Here is a 19,934-nt window from a genome sequence, read left to right on the forward strand (position 1 = left end):
CGTTAGGCGATCGGCGACCAGAGCTTGCCGCGCTTGGCTGCCACGTCGAGCCAGACGGCAAGGATGATGATGATCCAGGTGACGACGTACTGGGCGTAGAACTGCAGTCCGACCAGCAAGAGGCCGTTCTGGATGAAGCCGAGAATGAGAACGCCGATGACGGTCTTGAAGATCGTGCCCGAACCGCCAAGGAGCGATGCTCCGCCAAGGATAACGGCGGCCAGCACCTCCAGCTCAAGGCCCTGCCCCACGGTATTCTGGCTGCCCAGGGACCGGCTCGCCTGCAGAAGGCCGGCCGTGCCGACGCAAAACGCGGACACGAGATAGCAGCTGAACACCACCCGGGCCCTGCGGATCCCGGAAAAGGTCGCCGCGGTGCCGTTGCCGCCGACGGCGTAGACCTTCCGGCCAAAGGGCGTTTTCGCAAGCGCGATGCCGAGAATGGAAGCCACCAGGGCGAAAATCAGGATCGGCACCGGAATGCCGAGCGCGTCGGACTGACCGAAGACACTGAACCAGGTGCCTGCCTTGTCGTCGATGTCCATGTTTTTCCCGCCGGAATAGGTCAATGTCAGGCCGTGGATCGCCGACAGCATGCCGAGTGTCACAATCAGGGAATTGAGTTTGAGATATCCGACGAGAAACCCGATGAACGCACCCAGGCAAAGCACCATCGCATACATCGACGGGATGGCGAGCGTGGGTCCCAGCTTGTCGTGCAGGTCCAGGACGACGATGGTCGCAAACGACATCATGGATCCGACGGAAAGGTCGAGGTTGCCGCTGATCACGACGAACGTCACACCGAGCGCCATCACGCCGAGGATGGCGGAGGAACGTATGACCCCCATGACATTGTCCGGATCCAGAAAGCGATCATTGGCGATCGTGAAGCCGATCAGGAACAGCGCGAAAGCCACGAGGATGCCCTGCTTTGCCAGGAAACCGCCCACACCCGACAGGTTCAGCCGCCGCATGGTCTTCTCCTTCGAGCCGCCGGATGGGCTGACTGCCTTGGTTGAAATGTCGGACAACTGAGCCTCCCTAACCCGTTGGTTCCATTATACGAGCGTCATGCCGCCATCGATCATGACGATCTGCCCGGTCATGTAATCGCTGTCGCGTGAAGCAAGGAACGTGGTGGTTCCCGTGATATCCGACGGGATGGCAACCCGTCCGCGCAGAATGTCGGAGGAAAACGCCTCCATGGCCTGGCCCGGCCGTTCGGCCGCGCCGATGTCGACGAGGTCCTGGTCCACCTGCTCCCACATCTCCGTCGCCACGACGCCGGGTGCAAAGCCGGTGACGGTTATACCGTGCTTGGCCAGGTCCCTGGCACCCGATTGCGTCAGCGACACAACGGCCCATTTGGAGGCGCAGTAGGGCGCGACATTGTCGAACCCCTGCCGGCTGGCGATCGACGCGGTATTGATGATCTTGCCACCGGTTCCCTGGTCGATCATCTGACGCGCGGCCTCCTGCATGCCGATCAGGCAGCCCAGGCCGTTGACGCTCATGATAAAGTTCCAGTTCTCCTCGCTCACGTCGAGGAAATTCATCGGCTTGTTGACGCCGGCATTGTTGAACTTGACGTCCAGCTTGCCAAAAGCGGCAACCGTCTTGGCGATCATGGCCCGAACCTGGTCCCGGTTGGTCACGTCGACTTCCGCCCACGTGACTTTCGCACCGGCCTCGTCGGCCTGTTCCCGGTTGGCCTCGGCCACCGACCTAACCTGACTGCCGTTGATGTCGGCGAAACAGACGTCGGCGCCCTCTCCCAGAAGGGCTTCGCCAATCGCCCGCCCGATCCCTCTGGCCGCGCCGGTTACAATACAGGAACGTCCGGACACACGGCCCATGATTTCCTCCCAATCCGTTCTTGCAGGAAAAAGAGGCGCAGGATCGCTCCTGCGCTCAGTTTGGGCTCAGAAGACCGGCTTGCTGAACTCGGCCATGTTGTCCTGGGTGATCTTCGGAGTGTCGAAATAGTTCAGGAAGGGCACTTCCTTGCCGGAAAGCACATCGATGGCGGTCTGCAGAGCCGCTTCCGCGTCGTCAACCGGAGACTGGTAGATGGATCCCCAGTACTCGCCGCGCTCCATGGCCTCGTACCCGACAGCGAAGTTGGTCGCGCCAACGAAGATGATGCCTTCGCGTCCGGCCGCCTTGGCGGCGTTCAGGGCGCCGACGCCCATGTTGTCGTCACCGGCATAGACACCATCGATGTCGTCGTATTTGACCAGGAAGGCTTCCATGACTTTCTGCGATTTTTCGCGGTTCCAGTCGCCTGGTTGCGTTTCGACCAGGGTAACGTCCGGGCAGACTTCCGGAAGACGGTCTTCAAAACCATTGGCCCGTTCGATTGCCGTGGTGTATCCGGGCTGACCGGAGATCTGGACGATCCGGGCTTCGTTCTCGATGCCCATTTCCTTGAACTTGTCGCACATGATCTCGGCGGCGCGCGCACCCTGCGTGATGTTGTCCGGGCCGGAGAAAGACTTCACGAAGTCAAATCCCTGCTCGGCGATGTTCGAATTGGTGACAATGACGGGAATACCGGCCTTTTGGGCCTTGCGCACCGCCGGAATGACCGCTTCGCCGTTCGTCGGCCAGATGATGATGGCATCAACTTCCTGCTGGATCAGGTCCTCCACCTGAGCGATCTGCCGGGCAACGTCGCCGCCGGCATCAAGCACAACAGTCTCGACATCGGCGTTGGCCTCCGCGGCCGCGATGAATGCCTTTTCATAAGTCGTCTGATAGCTGTCAACGCCGACATTGTTCTGCGTGATACCGATCTTCATCGCGTCCGCAGCCGCGGCACCGGTCAGCGCGAGGCCTGTCATTGTTGTTGTTGCAACGAGCAGTGACCGAAGAGTGTTCGTCATACCGATTTCCTCCCTGAGAAACCTTAAGTTTCAAATCCAAGCCGCATCTCCTCCAATGCGGATTTCGCACTCACCGTGAGCGTAAAAAAAGACTGCATAGCCTCGGCAACCTGCGCCTCCCCAATATTATCCATATTGGATATATTAATGTTCAAAATGGACTGTTTGGCAGTTTTGCTTCTCGCCTGCTGCCGTCACGTTTAAGGGGACATCCAATGTCGATCCAGAAAATATCCAAATTGAATAAGGTGGTTCATCCAGCCCCGGAAAATGGAGCCGCACGATGAGCCAATATGAGGGAGAGCTGGTTCGAGAAGCGCCGTATCTCACACCGCAAGCCAAAACCGAGATCCTCCAGGTCCTGACTTTTCTGGAGAGTTTCGGAGACGAACTGGACGGCTTGATGGAGATATCCGCTCCGAACCCCTACGTCAAAATGTCGACCTACCTGGTAAAAAGACATCTTGAAGCGAAGGCGGTGACACCGACGTCCCTGATCGGTGCGTCCGGCGTTCCCTACGCGACTGCCAGCCGGCGGTTGCGCGAAATGATCGACAGCGGCCTTATCGAGCAGCGGCCCCGGACGGCAAGCGGCAGGAGTTTCTCGCTTCACCCGAGTGCCAAGATGCTCGAGGAGTGGAAACAGTTCAGCAGCCGCGTCCGCAGGCTGGCGGCTCAGTCATTCGGGACCGAGGACCGGCGCGCCGATACGCAGGACTACTATTTCGGCGGGTCTTACCTGGAGGCGCAAACCATCCAGCCGCCGCAGGTCCTGCTCGAGCCGCTGAAATTGTCGGGGGGACTGCGGGTTCTCGTGCACGGCGATCCGACTTTCATGGTCATGCACGGATTGAAGCGGCAGTTTGAACAGGTTGTCGGCTGCTCCATTCAGCAACGGGCCTTTTCGATCGACCGGCTGCATGAGGAAGCGGTCAAGAACGCCCTGCGGACCACAAGCAGGTACGACCTTATTGCCTTCGACCTCCCCTGGGTCGGCGAGTTTGCTGAAAAAGGCTATCTGCTGCCGCTGGACGAAATCCTCGATATCGAGAGGCTTAATCCGAGCGACTTCCATACCGCGGGCTGGCAGGCGGCGCATTGGGGCGGCCAGCCTTATGGCGTGCCGTCGCAGACAACCCCGGAGCTACTGTTTTACCGCAAAGATCTGCTGGCGGAAGCGGGGCTCGAACCGCCCCACTCCACCGACGCGGTCCTGAACGTTGCCGCGGAGCTGCATGAGCCGGCCATGGGACGTTACGGCATCGCCTGGAACGCAGCACGCGGGACCGCGCTTGGTCACACTTTCATGACGACCTGCGCGGACTTCGGGCAACCGATCCTGGATCTTCCGAAACAGGCGGGTGGCTATGACGCCTCGCGACTGGCGGGCGCAGACTACCGGCCGACGATAGACACCGACCTCGGCCTTGCCGCAGCTGAATACCTGATGGCTCTCCTGCAGTACTCGCCGCCGGATATCCTGTCGATGTCCTGGTACGAGCGCGTGCGGCCCTTCGCCAACGGCAGAGTTGCAATGGCCTACGGCTATACGCTGCTTGCCCCCTACTTCGAACAGAACCCGTCCTGCGCGGCCTATGGCAAGGTTGGCTACCTGCCGCATCCGTCGGGTCCGAACGCGGCCAACATTGCGCCCGTCGGCGGCTACCTGCTTGGAATTCCGGCGAATATTGCCCCCGAGCGCCTGGCGGCCGCAACCGAGGCGCTGATTGTCTTCACATCGCCCGAAGCGCAAAAACTCTATGTCGAACACGGCAGCAGAACCAATCCGCGCTATTCGGTCGGCGCCGATCCCGAAGTGCGCCGCCTTTCGCCGATATTCGAAGCGGTAGACGGCATGTCCTGGCGCGACGAACTGCAGTTCTGGCCGCGCCCGCCCGTTCCGGAAATCAACGACATCATCCGCATTTGCGGAGAGGAATGCCACGACATGCTGCGCGGCGTCCAATCACCGAAAGCCGCGTTGCAGGCTGCACAGGATCGTGCCGATCGCCTCTTGCGAGAAGCCGGAAAACTTTAACGGGAGGAATTCATGGACCCCAATCGTCTTGCAGGTAAGAACATCCTGATCACAGGTGCCGCCCAGGGCATGGGCGCGGCCAACGCGGAGTATTTCGCCGCGCAAGGCGCGAATGTCGCGTTGGGCGACATAAACGTCGATGGGGTCAACGAGGTCGCAAGCCGGATCAATGCCGGCGGCCAGGGCAAGGCCATTGCCCTGAAACTCGACGTCACCAAACGCGCCGACCACACGGCTGCGGTCAACGCGACCGCGGAGGCATTCGGGTCGATCAATATCATGCTCAACAATGCGGGCGTCAACAAACCCAGGATGTTCCTCGATATCGATGAGGAGAACTGGGACCTGATCATGAACATCAATGCCAAGGGCATGCTGTTCGGCATGCAGGAGGCGGCGAAAAAAATGATCGAACAGGGGCCGATGGACGATCATCCCTACAAGATCATCAATGTCGGCAGCATTGTCTCCCGGACCGCGTTTCTCGACGTTGTTCCCTATTCCTGCTCCAAATACTGCGCCCTGGCGATGATCATCGGCGGCGCAAAGGCGCTTTGGCCGCACAAGATCACCGTTAACGGCTATGCCCCGGGCGTGGTGAAGACCGAACTCTGGAACCAGCTCGACAAGGACCTCGTCGAGATCGGGATGTTCGAGGAAGAAGGCCAGTCGATGGATCACCTGGCGCAGACCATGATCTTGATGAAACAGCTTTCCACCCCCGACGACGTCAAGGGAACCGCCGCGTTCCTGTGTTCCGGCGAGAGCGATTACATGACCGGCCAGCTCATCATGATCGATGGCGGCATGATCATGCAATAACGAGCTAACTCACTGATATTCCGTAATAACAGGCGAAGCAGACTTCGCCTGAAGGAGAGACTCATGTCCCGTGCACTGACACCGAACATTCTGACACCCGAGGACCTTGAACCGCACTGGATGTGGGAGGGACGACTACCCGCCTGGGGTCACACATCCGTCGATTTCGAGCGCCGCATCGATCACGACCGGTTGCGCCGCTATCGGCTCGGCCGCACGCGCCAGGCCCTGAAGGCGAGCGACTGCGGAACGCTGCTGCTGTTTGACGTCAACAACATCCGCTACGTCTCGGCAACGAAGATCGGCGAATGGGAACGGGACAAGATGTGCCGCTTCTGTCTGTTGACCGGCGATGACGCGCCCTATGTCTGGGATTTCGGCTCCGCGGCGGTTCATCACAAGAAATTCTCCGACTGGCTGATCCCGGATCATTGCCGGGCCGGCGTTGTCGGCATGCGCGGCACCATTCCGCCAAGCTTCGGTTTGATGAAGCGCTATGCGGACGAAATCGCCGGACTGATCCGCGATGCCGGCATGATCGACATGCCGGTGGGTGTCGACTACGCTGAAACAGCGATGTTCCATGCGCTCCAGGATGCCGGTCTCAAGGTTGTCGACGGGCAGCAAATCATGCTGAGCGCCCGGGAAATCAAGAATGTCGATGAAATCCAGCTCTTGACCCAGGCGGCGTCCATGGTCGACGGCGTCTACCACATGATCTACGAGGAACTGAAGCCCGGAATCCGCGAGAACGACATCGTCGCCCTGTCGAACAAGATGCTCTACGAAATGGGCTCCGATGATGTGGAAGCGATCAACGCGATTTCCGGCGAACGCTGCAATCCGCACCCGCACAACTTCACGGACCGGTATTTCCGTCCGGGCGACCAGGCGTTCTTCGATATCCTGCAGTCCTACCAGGGTTACCGGACCTGCTACTATCGTACGTTCAACATCGGCTTTTCGACCCCTGCGCAACAGGATGCCTACAAGATGGCACGGGAGTGGATTGATGCGTCGATCGACCTGATACGGCCGGGCGTGTCCACCGACGTAGTGGCTCAGGCCTGGCCGAAGGCGGAGGAGTTCGGTTTTCCCGACGAGCTTTCCGCGTTTGGCCTTCAGTTCGGCCACGGCCTTGGGTTGGCGCTGCACGAGCGCCCGATCATCAGCCGGGCGGTTTCGCTGGAAAATCCGATGGAAATCAAGACAGGGATGGTGTTTGCGCTCGAAACCTACTGTCCGGCGAAGGACGGTTTTTCGGCGGCGCGCATCGAGGAAGAGGTCGTGGTCACGGACAAGGGATGCGAGGTCATTTCCCTGTTCCCGGCCCAGGACCTTCCGATCGCCAACCGGTACTAACCTCCCCACCTTGCCCGGCCCTCTCGGGGCCGGGCCTTTTTCAAGGGCCAGAACCATGGGCGCTGCCAAGCACAATACCGAGGACTATCTGCGCATGTACAAGCAAATGGTGCGCATCCGTGTTTTTGAAGACAACGCAAACCAGCTGTATCTATCTGCCAAGATGCCGGGTCTGACCCATATGTATTCCGGCCAGGAGGCGGTGGCCGTCGGTATCTGCGAGGCACTGACGTCCGAGGACAAGATCACCTCGACCCACCGAGGGCACGGGCACTGCGTCGCGAAGGGCGCGAATTTCCGCGAAATGTTCTGCGAACTTCTGGGCAAGGAAGAAGGCTATTGCCGGGGCAAGGGCGGATCGATGCACATTGCCGATCAGGCGAACGGCAATCTGGGAGCCAACGCCATTGTCGGCGGATCCATGGGGATCGCGACCGGTTCCGCACTCTCTGCGAAACATCTGGGAACCAGCCATGTGACAGTGTGCTTTTTTGGCGACGGCGCAACGGCACAAGGGCTTTGGTACGAGGTCATGAACATGGCCGCCCTCTGGAAGCTTCCGGTCATTTATGCCTGCGAAAACAACGGCTACAGCGAATATACGAAGACCGAAGAGATTGCTGCCGGCTCGCTGGTCGCCCGCGCCAAAGCCTTCGGCATCGAGGCGTTCAACGTGGATGGTCAGGACGTTCTGGCTGTCAACGAACTGGCCCGGAGCCTCACTGAGCGATGCCGCAGGGGCGAAGGCCCGTTTTTCATCGAGCTCGATACCTACCGGTATCACGGCCACCACGTCGGCGATATCAATCGCGACTATTACCGCTCCAGGGACGAGGAAGCGGAGTGGAAAAAGGTACGCGATCCCATCACCAATTTCGGCAAGTGGCTGATCGACCAGAAGATCATGTCGGCGGACGAACTGGTGGAGTTGGACAACGAGATCGCGGCCGAGGCGAAAGCCGCCGTCGACTATGCGCTTGAGGCAAAATACCCGGACACGCGTGAGGTCGACATGCATGTCTTTGCGGAAACGGCTGCCTGAGGAGAGAAGTCATGACACGCGAAATCACTCTGTCGAAGGCGGTCAACGAAGCCATCGCGGAAGAAATGCGCCGCGACCCGACGATCATCCTGCTGGGAGAGGACGTCGCGGAGGCCGGGACGCCCTTCAAGGTCCTTTCCGGGCTCGTCGAGGAATTCGGCACCGGCAGGGTCATCGACACGCCGATCTCCGAACCCGGTTTCATGGGCATCGCGGTCGGTGCGGCAATGACCGGTTCGAGGCCGATCGTCGACCTGATGTTCGGCGATTTCCTCTATCTGGTGATGGATCAGCTCTGCAATCAGGCCGCCAAGACGCATTACATGTCCGGCGGGAAACTGAAGGTGCCCCTGGTCCTGCGCACCAACATGGGTGCCACGCGGCGCTCGGCGGCCCAGCACAGCCAGTCCCTGCAGGCGCTGGTGGCGCACATACCGGGGCTCAAGGTCGCCATGCCCTCATCGGCCTATGAAGCCAAGGGTCTTCTGAAGACGGCGATCCGGGACGACAATCCCGTGGTCATCTTCGAAGACAAGCTCATGTACAACGACAAGGCGCCGGTCCCGGAGGAGGAATACCTCATCCCGTTCGGCCAGGCTCATGTCAAGCGGGAGGGCCACGACGTCACGCTGGTCGCCACGTCATCGATGGTTCAGGTCGCCGAAGAAGCGGCGGAGGCCCTCGCCCGGGAAGGTATCAGCGCCGAGGTCATCGACCCGCGCACCATCGTGCCGCTGGATGAGGAGACGATACTTCAGTCGGTGCGCAAGACCTCGCGTGCGATCGTGATCGATGAGGGGCATCAGAGCTACGGCGTCACGGCGGAAATCGCGGCCCGGATCAGCGAAAAGGCGTTCTATCACCTGGATGCGCCCGTCATCCGCATGGGTGCCATGGATGTGCCCGTGCCGTTTTCGCCCGCGCTGGAAGACCTCACGGTGCCAACGGCAGCCGGTGTGATCGAAAACGCGCGCCGGATCTGTCGGGGGAGCTGATCCATGCCGCATGAGGTGATCATGCCTGCGCTCGGCATGGCCCAGGAAACCGGCCAGATCCTCGCGTGGCACAAGAAACCGGGCGAGGCCGTCGCGGAGGGCGACGTGCTGTTCGAGGTGGAGACCGACAAGGCCGCGATGGAGGTCGAAGCGCCGAAACCGGGATATCTGACCAATGTGACCGCCGAAGCGGGCAGCGATGTACCCGTCGGCCAGGTGATCGCCCTGATTTCGAACACGCCCGGCGGGGTTGAGAGCGAACAGGCGCCGCAAGAAGCCGGGGACATGCCCGCCGCATCCGGCAATCCGGCCGAAATCGACGGCCATCAGGTTATCATGCCGACCCTCGGCATGGCCCAGGATACCGGATTGCTGGTTGGCTGGCAGAAACAGCCGGGCGAGGCGGTGACCGCCGACGACATTCTTTTCGAGGTGGAAACCGACAAGAGCACCGTGGAGGTCAGCGCCGGCCATGACGGTTATGTTGCCGCGCTTCTGGCCGAAGCGGGCGAGGAAGTTCCCGTCGGCCAGACGATCGCCGTGATAAGTGCGGAAAAGCCGGACAATCCGATTGAACGAAGCGCCCGGTCCGGCGCGGTTCCATCTCGCTCCGACCCGCCACCGGCGGCAGAGCCGGCGGTCCCGGCGAAATCCGCATCGCTCGCACCGGCGAGGCCCCTGCCCGGCGGACAGGTGCAGGCGGGAGGCAAGATCCTCGCCTCGCCCAAGGCCCGCCGCCTTGCCCTCGAACAGGGACTGGACCTGAAGCGCCTTGTCGATGCCGGGCATGAACAACCGTTCCATGCCAGGGATCTCGACGCCCTGAAGGCCCTGCCGGCGCCGACAATCTCGACGGCGCCGCTCGCGGCAACGCAGCATCTGACCGCTGAGATCGCCGAAGACGGATTTGCCGATTTTGCTGCCTGGGCTGCGGATGCTGTCGGGCTCAAGGATGCCGGGGCCCTGCTTGCCGGCCTGGCCGCGGCGAGCCTTTGCCAATTGCCGGCGGTGGTCACCCTCGACGGATCTGGTGGCGGTCAGGCCTACACCGTATCCTCGGCACGGCTCGGTCAGGTGGCGCGGGCAGAGGCTGACACCCGCGTTGACCTGCGCGTGCGCGATCTGCGTTTCAGCCGGATCAGTACGGTTCAACTCGGCGCGGAAGACTGTCCGATGATCAGCATTGTACGCGCCGGTCAGGGCTTGCGTCTGACGCTCGAATGCGCGGGCGACCAATTCACCGCGGCGGAAGCGGTGACCCTTCTTTCCAATTTCGCAGGCCGGATGGAGCAGCCGCTCCGCCACCTGCTCTGACCCATGGGGAGCGTCATGGATTACACGGATCTCTACATAGGCGGCGGCTGGCACGCGGGCGCCAAAGGCGAACGGTTCGACGTCCTCAACCCTGCGACGGAAGAGGTTCTGGCCTCCGTGGCCTCCGCGGAGACCGAGGATGCCGATGCGGCGCTGGATGCCGCCGAAAAAGCGATGAAGGACTGGGCTGCGCGAACGCCGCGCCAGCGCTCGGAGGTGCTGCGCAAGGCCTGGGAGCTGATGACGGCGCGTCTGGAAGACTTCGCGCGTCTGATCACGCTGGAAAACGGCAAGGCGCGTGGGGATGCCATGGGCGAGGCGACCTATGCGGCCGAGTTCTTCCGCTGGTTCGCCGAAGAAGCCGTGCGTGCCGATGGTCTTATCACCCACGCGCCGGCCTCCGGCGCGCGTATCATCGTCCAGCACAAGCCGGCGGGGCTGGCGGTCCTCGTGACACCGTGGAACTATCCGGCTGCCATGGGAACGCGGAAGATCGCGCCTGCGCTTGCCGCCGGCTGCGCCGTGATCATCAAGCCCGCATCGGAAACCCCGCTGACCATGATTGCGCTGATGCCCTTGCTGGAAGAAGCCGGGGTGCCGGCCGGGCTGGTCAATGTCCTGCCGTCCAGGCGCACGGGCGCCCTTGTCGATCACATGCTGCACGATCCGCGCGTGCGCGTTGTCTCCTTCACCGGTTCGACGGCAGTGGGGCGCAAGCTGCTGCGCTCGGCCGCGGACCTGGTGCTCAAGCCGGCCATGGAACTCGGCGGCAACGCGCCGCTCATCGTGTTCGACGATGCCGATCTCGACCTTGCGGTCGAGGGCACCATGCTCGCCAAGATGCGCAATCTTGGCGAGGCCTGCACGGCGGCCAACCGTATTTACGTGCACCAGGACGTGGCGGAGGACTTTACCCGCCGGCTCACCGAGGCAATGGCCGGACTCAAGGTGGGCGACGGGACGGATCCCTCCGTGGACGTCGGTCCGCTCATCAATGCGGAAACGCGCGACAAGGTGAGCGAATTCGTCGAGGACGCGGTCGCAAAGGGCGCCAGGATCGAGATTGGCGGCAAGGCCCTTGAAGGCAAGGGGTTCTTTTATCCGCCGACCGTGCTCTCCAACGTGCCGGAGACGGCGGATTGCGTTCATGACGAGATCTTCGGCCCGGTCGCCGCCCTCCAGACCTTCACCGATCAGGAGGACGTCATCCGGCGCGCCAACGACACGGAATACGGGCTCGTTGCCTATGTCTTTACCCGGGACCTGCAACGCGGCCTGCAGGTCTGTGAACGCCTGGATTACGGCATGGTCGGTCTCAATCGCGGTCTCGTGTCCGACCCGGCTGCGCCCTTCGGCGGCACCAAGCAGTCCGGCCTCGGCCGCGAGGGTGGCCATGAGGGCATGCTCGAGTTCATGGAAACCCAGTACATCTCGGCAAGTTGGTAGGAGGAAGACCATGTCGGACGTGATCGCGCCTCCCTCCGTCAGGGCCCTGGCCCGGCAGAAGGGCATCGACATTGAAAAACTGGCCAGGGACATCGGCCGCACCTCCATCGCCCGCGAAGATGTGGAAGGCGGCATGGGGGCGGCAAGCGCGCGTCCGGTAATAGGTGCGGACACATCCCTATGGAATGTGGATCATTCGCTTTACGGGCCGGTGACTGAAGAACCCATGAGCCGTTTCGCGCAGGTCGCGGCGCAGAATATGGCGGCGGCCCAGATGTCCATCCCCGCCGTAACCCATCACGACCAGGCCGATGTAACGGCTGTCGAAGCCCTGCGCAAAGGCCTGAAAACCGAAGCCGCATCCCACGGCGTCAAGCTGACTGCGCTTGCCTTTCATGCAGTGGCGCTCGCACGGGCCCTGCGGGAATTCCCGAAATTCAACGCCTCGTTGAGCTCGGACGGCAAGACGTTGTTCCTGAAGGATTACGTGCATGTCGGCATCGCGGTCGACACCGCGCATGGTCTGATGGTGCCGGTTGTCCGGAATATTGACCGCAAGGGCCTCTGGCAGATCGCCGCGGAGATTTTCGACCTCGCATCCCGTGCCCAGGAACGGAAGGTCCGCCCGGAAGAGATGGGCGGTGCTTCCATGACGATCACCAACCTAGGAGGGATCGGCGGCACGGCGTTCACGCCCATCGTCAATCCGCCGGAAGTGGCCATTCTCGGCATTACCCGCACGCGGACCGTGCCGGTGTGGGATGGCGGGGATTTTCAGCCTGTGCGGATGGTGCCGCTCGATCTTAGTTATGATCACCGGGTGATCAATGGAGCCGACGCAGCGCGGTTCTTGAGCTACTACGCCGGACTGCTGGCAGATCCCCGACGTATGCTGATCTGAACGGAGCTGACGACGCGCTTGCCGATGTCCGCAACTGCGCGGTCAAGGGGCTCGTTGTCGAGGCCTGCGCGTCAGATACCGAGACGGTCGCGCAGCCTATAGACAAATACGGACGGCGCAAGAAACCAGGGATTTCCTTGGTAAAGCGGCCGGGTCGGGAAGGGAATGCGCTCGAACGCGGAGGGGGCCTGATCCGTGCCGGCCGCCTTCCGGCCGATGTGCATGCCGAGATAACTCGCCATGCCGACGCCGGAGCCGCAGTAACCGCCGGCGAAAAAGAGACCCCGATCCTCACCGCAATGGGCGAGCGTGTCGAACGTGTAGCCGACGAAGCCCATCCATGCGTGAGAGACCCTGATGGCCGCCAGTTCGGGAAAGAGTGCGGTCATGTCGCGGTGAAGCTTGAGGGCGCTGTTGCGCGGATCCGTCTCGCTCAAGGACACCCGGCCGCCGAAAAGCACCCGTTTCCGGTCCGGCGAGAGCCGGTAATAATAGACCAGCTTGCGCGTGTCGGAGAGGACCCGGTCGGTCGGGAACAGCCTGTCGACAAGGTCGGTCGGGATCTCTTCGGTCGCAATGACATAGGAGCCGATCGGGATGATCCGGCGCTGGTGCCAGGGGGACAGGGACCCGGAATAGCCGTTGGTGGCGAGGATCACCCTGCCGGCGGTTACCGCACCATTGCTCGTCTGGACCTTGAAGCCTTTCGTTAGGCGCTCGATGGAAAGGACGCGGCACCTGCCGCGCACCATCGCTCCCGCGGCCAGAACCATCCGGAGAAGCGACGGATGGTATCTCGACACGTCGATACTGCAATGGCGCGGAAAGACGACCCCGCCGTGATAGGCGGCCGTGCCGAGTTCCGACGCCATGTCCGCTTTCGGCACCATGAAGGCATCGGTCGTCCAGACCGGGTGGCCGGCCGCGCAGTCCTTCGCGAGCGTGTCGTAGAGGTGCGGCTTGTGGGCACCGTGAAAGCGGCCGACTTCCCGAAGACCCAGATCGAACCCGTCCTCGCGCGACAGCGCGTGCATATAGTCGAGCGACGCCTGTCCTTCCAGGCAGAGCTGGGTTGCCAGTTCCCGGCCGTACCGGCGCGCCAGCCCGGAAAAGGACGGCTTGAGACTGGTCGACAGCTGCCCGCCGTTGCGCATGGAGCAACCCCAGCCGGGAAGCTCGGCGTCGAGCACCAGCGTGCCGATCCCTTCGCGGGCCGTTTGCAGGGCGGCATTGAGGCCCGTATAGCCACCGCCGACGACAAGAACATCGATTTCCGGCGGCAGCTCCGCCCCGGGCAAGGACACTTCAGGTGCGGCGTCCTGCCAATAGGGTGTCGTCCTGAAGTCTTCGGCAAACAGCTCCTGTCCCATCGGTTTTCCTTATGCGGCCCTGGTGTCTTCCAGGATCAGGTCCGCCCCTCTTTCACCGACCATGATGGCCGGTGCGTTGGTGTTGCCGGATGTGACCGTGGGAAAAATCGAGGCGTCCACGACCCGCAGGCCGTCCACGCCATAGACCCTGAGGCGGCTGTCGACCACGTTCTCCAAAGGGTCGGCGCCCATCCGGCAGGTGCTGACCGGGTGAAACACCGTCGAGCAGCGGCCGCGCACATCCTCGAGCATCTCCTCGTCGGTCCGCACGGACGGACCGGGCGTGATCTCCTCGTCGATGACCGATTGCAGCGCCGGGCTTGCGGCGATCCGGCGCATGAGCTTGCAGCCTTCGATCATTTCGGTGAGATCGCGATTGGTGCTGAGGGAATTGGGGTGGATTTCCGGGGCGTCGAAGGGATCGGCCGAGCGCAGGCGGATATGGCCGCGGCTGGTCGGACGTGTCGGCTGGAAGCCGAGCAGGAACCCGGGAAACGGATCCGGGTTCATCAGCGGCCGCTTGCCCGCCGGTGCCCTGGTGTAGCTCACCGGCGAGAAATAAAGCTGCATGTTGGGCCGCTCGCAGTCCGGATTGCTTCTGACGAAGCCGCCGGCCTGGTTGACGCTGAGCGACAGCGGGCCCCTGCGTGTCAGGACATAGCGAATTCCCTGCGCCAGCTTGCCCCACCAGGGATAAAGCTGCTGGTTCAGGGTCGGCACCCTGGAGCGGTAGAGATAATCTAGACCCAGATGGTCCTGCAGGTTCCTGCCGACGGCCGGCGAATGAATCCTGGGCGTGATCCCCTTCGCCTGAAGCTCGTCTCCGTTGCCGATGCCGGAGAGCATCAGGACCTGCGGCGAATTCACCGCGCCGGCGCTGAGGATCACTTCCCGCCGGGCCCGGACGATCCGTTCGCTCCCGCCCCGCGTGTAGACGACGCTGTCGATCCGGCCGCCCTCGCCAGTCAGCCGCGTCGCATGCGCGTTGGTGATGACATCGACATTCGCCCGCTTCCTCGCCCGCGCGAGATAGGCCCGGGCGGCGGACATGCGGAAGCCATTTTTCGCGGTGATCTGGTAAAGCCCGACGCCTTCCTGATCCGCGCCGTTGAAATCCCGGTTGCGGCGGAAGCCGGCCTCCTCGCCCGCGGTGAGAAAGTTCTCGCAGAGCGGATGGACGTCCCTGTCGATGGAAGAGATATACAGCGGTCCGTCGCCTCCGCGGTAGTCGTCCGCGCCATCGCAGCAGGTTTCCGAGCGCTTGAAACAAGGCAGGACGTCCTCCCAGCCCCAGCCCGGATTGCCCATCGCCTTCCAGTCTTCGAAATCTTCCTTCTGGCCGCGGATATAGACCATGGCGTTGATCGAGCTCGACCCGCCCAGCACCTTGCCCCGCGGCCAGTAGCCGGAGCGGTTGTTGAGCCCCGGGTCGGCTTCCGTCCGGTACATCCAGTTGATGCGCCGGTCATAGAAAGCCTTGCCGTAGCCGATCGGCATCCAGATCCAGAAATTCAGATCCGATCCGCCTGCTTCCAGGAGGCACACGGTGTATCTGCCGTCCTGCGAAAGCCGGTCGGCGAGCACTGAACCGGCGGACCCCGCGCCGACGATGACGAAGTCGAACTCGGACATGAATTCTCCTATTGAGCCGACTTGTCGCGCTGGATGAGGACCGACAGCAGCGCCAGCAGGCCGGAGCCGACCATCAGGACGAAGGAGACGGCATTGAGGACCGGCGTCGAGCCGACCTTGGCCATGCGGTCATACATGGTAATCGTCAGCGGCGCCTCGGAGCCGACGAGAAACAGCGTGGTGTTGAAGTTCTCGAAGGAGACCAGGAACGCGACGATGCCAGCGGCGATCATGGCCGGGCGCAGGAACGGCAGCGTGATGGTGCGCAGGACACGGGCCCTTGTCGCGCCCAGATTGAAGGCGGCCTCTTCCATGCTTGCGTCAAATTTCTTCAGCCGGGCGGTGATCACGAGCGAGGTGATGGTCGTGATGAAGGAGAACTGACCCAGCACCACGAGAAGAATGCCCGGGCGCAGGAACTCCAGTTCGAGGTCGAAACGGTTTTCCATGTAATTGGCCGTGTCGCTGGCAAGCACCAGAATGGAAATGCCGAGGATCACGCCGGGGATTACCAGGGGGACCACCATCATGATGTAGAAGAAGTTCTTGCCCGGAAACTCGCCGCGCACGAACAGGAAAGCGTTGGTGGTGCCGACGAAAACCGACAGAAGCGAGACGAAGACGGCGATCACGAAGGAATAGTAGAGCCCCTGCAAAAGGCGCCGGTCGTGGAACATGCCGAGCTTGGGTTCCGTGTCGCTGAAGAACCAGTCCAGTGTAAATCCCTGCCAGGGCAGTGCCGGGAACAGGCTGTCGTTGAAGGCAAACACCCCGGCCGAGACCAGCGGCGCCGCCAGGAAGATGAAGAAGGCGACGACGTAGAGCCGGTAGCCGGTGAGGACCGGCGAGGGTTTCTTGCGGGCAAGCATGTCCGGCCTCCTCAGCTCCTGGCAACGGTGTTTGCGAGCGTCTGGCCGCTCAGCTTGAGGCCGAGCCAGATGACGAGCGAGGTGAACAAAAGCAGCAGCATGCCGAAGGCGGCGCCGCCCTCCCAGTTGAACCTGGTGATGAACTGGTTGTAGATCTGTTCCGTGAACCAGCTGGAATTCTTGCCGCCGAGCAGAACCGGGGTCAGGTAGGAGCCCGCGCACAGCATGAAGGTGACGATGCAGCCGGCGACGATGCCGGGCATGGCGTAGGGCAGGATGATCCGGCGCAGCACGGTGAAGCCGTTGCCGCCGAGATTGTAACCGGCCTCGATCATGGAATTGTCCATGCCGTCCAGCGTCGAGACCAGCGGCACGATCATGAACAGGATCACGGTATAGACCAGACCGATGATCACGGCCACGTCGTTGTAAAGGAACTCGACGGGTTGGCTGGTGAGGCCCGCCCAGAGCAGGACGTTCGAGATGACGCCGGTTTCACGCAGCAGCAGGATCCAGCCGAAGGAGCGGATCAGGTCGCTGACCCACAGCGGGATCAGGCAAAGCAGGAACAGGCCGCCGCGTGCACGCGGGCCGGCGATCTTGGCGATGTAGTAGGCGATCGGGAAGCCGATCAGGAGCGCCAGGGCCGTGACCAGGAGCGACATGGATCCGGTGCGCAGGAGCGTGTTCCAGTAGATCGGTTCGTTGAGGAATTCCAGGTAATTGGCAAAGCTGTACTCGTAGACCCGCGGCGCCATCTTTTCCTTCAGCGACAGCACCACCATGCCGATATGGGGCAGCATGATCAGCAGAAGGATCCACAGCGCAAAGGGAGCGAAGAGCAGGATGAGCGAAAGCCGCTTGATGTCCTTGTTCTGCATCAGGCAATCTCCTGGCGGGCAAAGCACATGGCCTGCCGGGGCGACCAGACGAGGCAGACCTCGTCTCCGGATTTCAGGTCGTTTTCCCCGGTCAGCGTCACGTCCGCCTCGACCAGTTCGCCACTGCCGGCGCGCACCAGCAAGCGGCTGTTGGCGCCGTTGAAGAGCAGACTGTCGATGACGCCGTCCATCCGGTTGTCGCCGTCGGCAGCCAGTTTGCCGGCTTCGGCGGCGCGCACCGTCCTGATATATTCCGGACGCACGAAGATCTCGACCCTGGCGCCTTCCTCGATGGTCTGGCCGGCACCGGCGCTGAAACTCATCGGCAGGCCCTGGTCCGTCTCCACCCTCCCCCGGTTCCGTCGCTGGCCTTCACCGTGCCGGACCAGCGGTTGCTGTCGCCGACGAAGCCGGCGACGAAGGCGGTCTTCGGACGGTTGTAGAGCTCCTGCGGCGTGCCGATCTGTTCGAACAGGCCCTGGTTCATGATGGCGACATGGTCGGACATCACCAGGGCTTCGGACTGGTCGTGGGTGATATAGATGAAGGTGGTGTTGAACTGGTGTTGCAGCAGTTTCAGCTCGATCTTCATGGCCTCGCGCAGCTTCAGGTCGAGGGCGCCGAGCGGTTCATCGAGCAGCAGGACGTCCGGGTCGAGCACCATGCAGCGGGCAATGGCTATGCGCTGCTTCTGGCCGCCCGAGAGCTGGTGAATCTCGCGCTCGGCGACATCCGGCAAGGCGATCCGCTCCAGGACGTCATGCACCTTGCGCCTGATATGCGTCTTGCTGACGCCGGCGCATCTGAGACCATAGGCGATGTTTTCATAAACGTTCATCATCGGAAACAGCGCCAGGTGCTGGAACACCATCTTGACGTTGCGCCGGTTGGGCGGCACTCCGAGCACCGACTTGCCCTTGATCCTGATATCCCCGTCGCTTGGCTCCTCAAAGCCGGCGATCATGCGCATCAATGTTGTCTTGCCGCAGCCGGAGGGCCCGAGAATGGAGAAGAACGATCCGCTCGGGATGTTGAACGAGACGCCCTTGACGGCGCGGACCGCACCAAAGTTCTTGGCGAGATCGAGACATTCAAGGTCGTAGGCCGGGGAGTTCTGCTTCATGAATGCGCGCTCGCTGCAAGTATCTGAGAGTTGGGGGACACCGTGTGTCCGCGGCATCCCCCACTATGAGTTTCATTGAAGCTCTTTTGGCAAGTCCGGATCAGCCGCCGGTCGCCGCCTTGATCTTCTCAAGGGTCTTGCCTTCCATGTCCTCGACCCCGGGAGGAATGTTGGCGAAGAACTTGAGATTGTCGATGTCGGCATCGGTGAAGGCCGCGTTGACGGCTGCTTTCTTGTCGTCCGGCAGCAGGTCCTTGCCGCCCTTGACTGCGGCGATTGCGCCAGTGCTGGCGGACATCTTCGTCACGTTTTCCGGGCGCAGGACGAAGTTGATCCACTTGTAGGCGGCATCGTCCGCCTTGGCCTTGCGCGGCAGGGCAAACGTGTCGATCCAGGCAAGCGCGCCTTCCGCCGGCGGCACGAAGACGATGTTGGGGTTCTGATCGTAGAGCTTGTAGGCCGTGGAATCCCAGGTTTCGGAGCCCACGATTTCACCGGAGAGCATCATTGCGGACAGATCGTCGCCGCCCTTCCAGTAGGCCTTGATGTTGTCCTTGCACTCGATCAGCTTGTCGGCAACCTGGTCCAGAATGCCCTGGTATTTCTCGAGATCCGAATAGGCCGCGAATGGGTCCTCGCCCATGGAAAACGCCGTGCCGAGCAGGATCGTGCGCTTCAGGCGCATCGAGGTCTTGCCCTTGTAGGCCGGGTCGCACAGGTCCGCCCAGCTCTTCAGGTCCGGGGCCTTCGTCTTGTCGGCCATCAGGCCGGAGGTGCCCCACTGGTGGGGAACTGCATAAACTTCGCCGTCGATCGTGGTATTGGCCTTCACGCCGTCCAGCAGCTTGGCTTCCATCACGCTCGTATCGATCTTCGAAAGGTCAAGCGGCTTGTAGATGTCGTATTCCAGCTGGGCCGCGTAAATGCGGTCATGGCTTGGCTGGGCGAGGTCGAAACCCGCACCGCCCGTCGCGCGCAGCTTGGCGATCATTTCCTCGTTGTTGGAGAACGTGACCTCGACATCGATATCCGGATACTCGGCTTCGAATTTCTGCACAAGTTCGTCCGGGGCGTAGGAGCCCCAGGTGAGCAGCCGCAGGGTTTCCGCCTGGGCGGACCCGGCCCCCGCGAGCATGGTCGCGGCTAGAAGACCGGTAAGCGTTGTCTTGAGTTGCATGACTTCCTCCCTGAATACACGCAGCAAGCAATCACGAGGAGCCTATGGTTGAATTGGCCTGCAAAATATATCCA

Annotated in this window: 18 protein-coding genes; 8 read left to right on the forward strand and 10 right to left on the reverse strand. The window is 62.0% G+C overall.

Annotated features, from left to right (window positions below):
- Positions 1 to 2: 2 nt before the first annotated feature.
- The 3 genes from ON753_RS01160 to ON753_RS01170 form a co-directional block, all read right to left on the reverse strand.
- On the reverse strand, positions 3 to 1,034 hold the full coding sequence (locus ON753_RS01160; RefSeq protein ID WP_265960715.1) for an ABC transporter permease: 1,032 nt from the start codon (positions 1,032 to 1,034) through the stop codon (positions 3 to 5).
- A 27-nt stretch (positions 1,035 to 1,061) separates the two neighbouring features.
- Positions 1,062 to 1,859, reverse strand: a complete 798-nt coding sequence (locus ON753_RS01165; RefSeq protein ID WP_265960716.1) for an SDR family oxidoreductase — start codon at positions 1,857 to 1,859, stop codon at positions 1,062 to 1,064.
- A 66-nt stretch (positions 1,860 to 1,925) separates the two neighbouring features.
- Complete coding sequence (locus tag ON753_RS01170; protein ID WP_265960717.1) at positions 1,926 to 2,888, reverse strand: sugar ABC transporter substrate-binding protein; 963 nt, start codon at positions 2,886 to 2,888, stop codon at positions 1,926 to 1,928.
- Positions 2,889 to 3,171: 283 nt separating this feature from the next.
- Between ON753_RS01170 and ON753_RS01175 the strand changes: the two genes are divergently transcribed.
- From ON753_RS01175 to ON753_RS01210, 8 genes are all read left to right on the forward strand, one after another.
- Positions 3,172 to 4,926, forward strand: coding sequence for an extracellular solute-binding protein (locus tag ON753_RS01175; protein WP_265960718.1), 1,755 nt, complete (start codon positions 3,172 to 3,174; stop codon positions 4,924 to 4,926).
- A gap of 12 nt (positions 4,927 to 4,938) precedes the next feature.
- A complete protein-coding gene (locus ON753_RS01180; RefSeq protein WP_265960719.1) occupies positions 4,939 to 5,748 on the forward strand; it encodes an SDR family NAD(P)-dependent oxidoreductase in 810 nt (269 codons plus the stop codon).
- Between the two features lie 63 nt (positions 5,749 to 5,811).
- Entirely contained in the window at positions 5,812 to 7,110 is a 1,299-nt protein-coding gene (locus tag ON753_RS01185) for a M24 family metallopeptidase (RefSeq protein ID WP_265960720.1), read from the forward strand.
- A gap of 55 nt (positions 7,111 to 7,165) precedes the next feature.
- Positions 7,166 to 8,152: a thiamine pyrophosphate-dependent dehydrogenase E1 component subunit alpha gene (locus ON753_RS01190; RefSeq protein WP_265960721.1), complete on the forward strand. Its 987-nt coding sequence runs from the start codon at positions 7,166 to 7,168 to the stop codon at positions 8,150 to 8,152.
- 11 nt (positions 8,153 to 8,163) lie between these two features.
- The gene (locus tag ON753_RS01195) at positions 8,164 to 9,147 is read left to right on the forward strand and encodes an alpha-ketoacid dehydrogenase subunit beta (RefSeq protein ID WP_265960723.1); all 984 of its coding nucleotides are present in this window, start codon (positions 8,164 to 8,166) and stop codon (positions 9,145 to 9,147) included.
- A 3-nt stretch (positions 9,148 to 9,150) separates the two neighbouring features.
- Positions 9,151 to 10,461 (forward strand): biotin/lipoyl-containing protein, encoded by a 1,311-nt coding sequence (locus ON753_RS01200; protein ID WP_265960724.1) that lies wholly within the window; start codon positions 9,151 to 9,153, stop codon positions 10,459 to 10,461.
- A 15-nt stretch (positions 10,462 to 10,476) separates the two neighbouring features.
- Positions 10,477 to 11,907 carry an NAD-dependent succinate-semialdehyde dehydrogenase gene (locus ON753_RS01205; RefSeq protein ID WP_265960725.1) on the forward strand — a complete coding sequence of 477 codons (1,431 nt, stop codon included), beginning with the start codon at positions 10,477 to 10,479 and terminating at the stop codon, positions 11,905 to 11,907.
- 10 nt (positions 11,908 to 11,917) lie between these two features.
- Positions 11,918 to 12,808, forward strand: a complete 891-nt coding sequence (locus ON753_RS01210) for a 2-oxo acid dehydrogenase subunit E2 (RefSeq protein ID WP_265960726.1) — start codon at positions 11,918 to 11,920, stop codon at positions 12,806 to 12,808.
- A gap of 71 nt (positions 12,809 to 12,879) precedes the next feature.
- Here the strand turns inward: ON753_RS01210 and ON753_RS01215 are convergent, their stop codons facing one another.
- The 7 genes from ON753_RS01215 to ON753_RS01245 all read right to left on the reverse strand — a co-directional run bounded on the left by ON753_RS01215 (position 12,880) and on the right by ON753_RS01245 (position 19,860).
- Positions 12,880 to 14,178, reverse strand: coding sequence for an NAD(P)/FAD-dependent oxidoreductase (locus tag ON753_RS01215; RefSeq protein WP_265960727.1), 1,299 nt, complete (start codon positions 14,176 to 14,178; stop codon positions 12,880 to 12,882).
- A 9-nt stretch (positions 14,179 to 14,187) separates the two neighbouring features.
- Complete coding sequence (locus ON753_RS01220) at positions 14,188 to 15,810, reverse strand: GMC family oxidoreductase (RefSeq protein WP_265960728.1); 1,623 nt, start codon at positions 15,808 to 15,810, stop codon at positions 14,188 to 14,190.
- Positions 15,811 to 15,818: 8 nt separating this feature from the next.
- A complete protein-coding gene (locus tag ON753_RS01225) occupies positions 15,819 to 16,679 on the reverse strand; it encodes an ABC transporter permease (RefSeq protein ID WP_265960729.1) in 861 nt (286 codons plus the stop codon).
- Between the two features lie 11 nt (positions 16,680 to 16,690).
- On the reverse strand, positions 16,691 to 17,560 hold the full coding sequence (locus tag ON753_RS01230; RefSeq protein WP_265960730.1) for an ABC transporter permease: 870 nt from the start codon (positions 17,558 to 17,560) through the stop codon (positions 16,691 to 16,693).
- Complete coding sequence (locus ON753_RS01235) at positions 17,560 to 17,883, reverse strand: TOBE domain-containing protein (RefSeq protein WP_265960731.1); 324 nt, start codon at positions 17,881 to 17,883, stop codon at positions 17,560 to 17,562. The genes ON753_RS01230 and ON753_RS01235 overlap by 1 nt, the downstream gene beginning before the upstream one ends.
- A complete protein-coding gene (locus ON753_RS01240; protein WP_265960732.1) occupies positions 17,880 to 18,683 on the reverse strand; it encodes an ABC transporter ATP-binding protein in 804 nt (267 codons plus the stop codon). Before ON753_RS01240 ends, ON753_RS01235 begins: the two co-directional genes overlap by 4 nt.
- Before the next feature lie 100 nt (positions 18,684 to 18,783).
- Positions 18,784 to 19,860, reverse strand: coding sequence for an extracellular solute-binding protein (locus tag ON753_RS01245; RefSeq protein WP_265960733.1), 1,077 nt, complete (start codon positions 19,858 to 19,860; stop codon positions 18,784 to 18,786).
- Positions 19,861 to 19,934 lie beyond the last annotated feature (74 nt).

The sequence above is a fragment of the Roseibium salinum genome (genome assembly GCF_026240905.1).
Taxonomy (GTDB): Bacteria; Pseudomonadota; Alphaproteobacteria; order Rhizobiales; family Stappiaceae; genus Roseibium; species Roseibium salinum.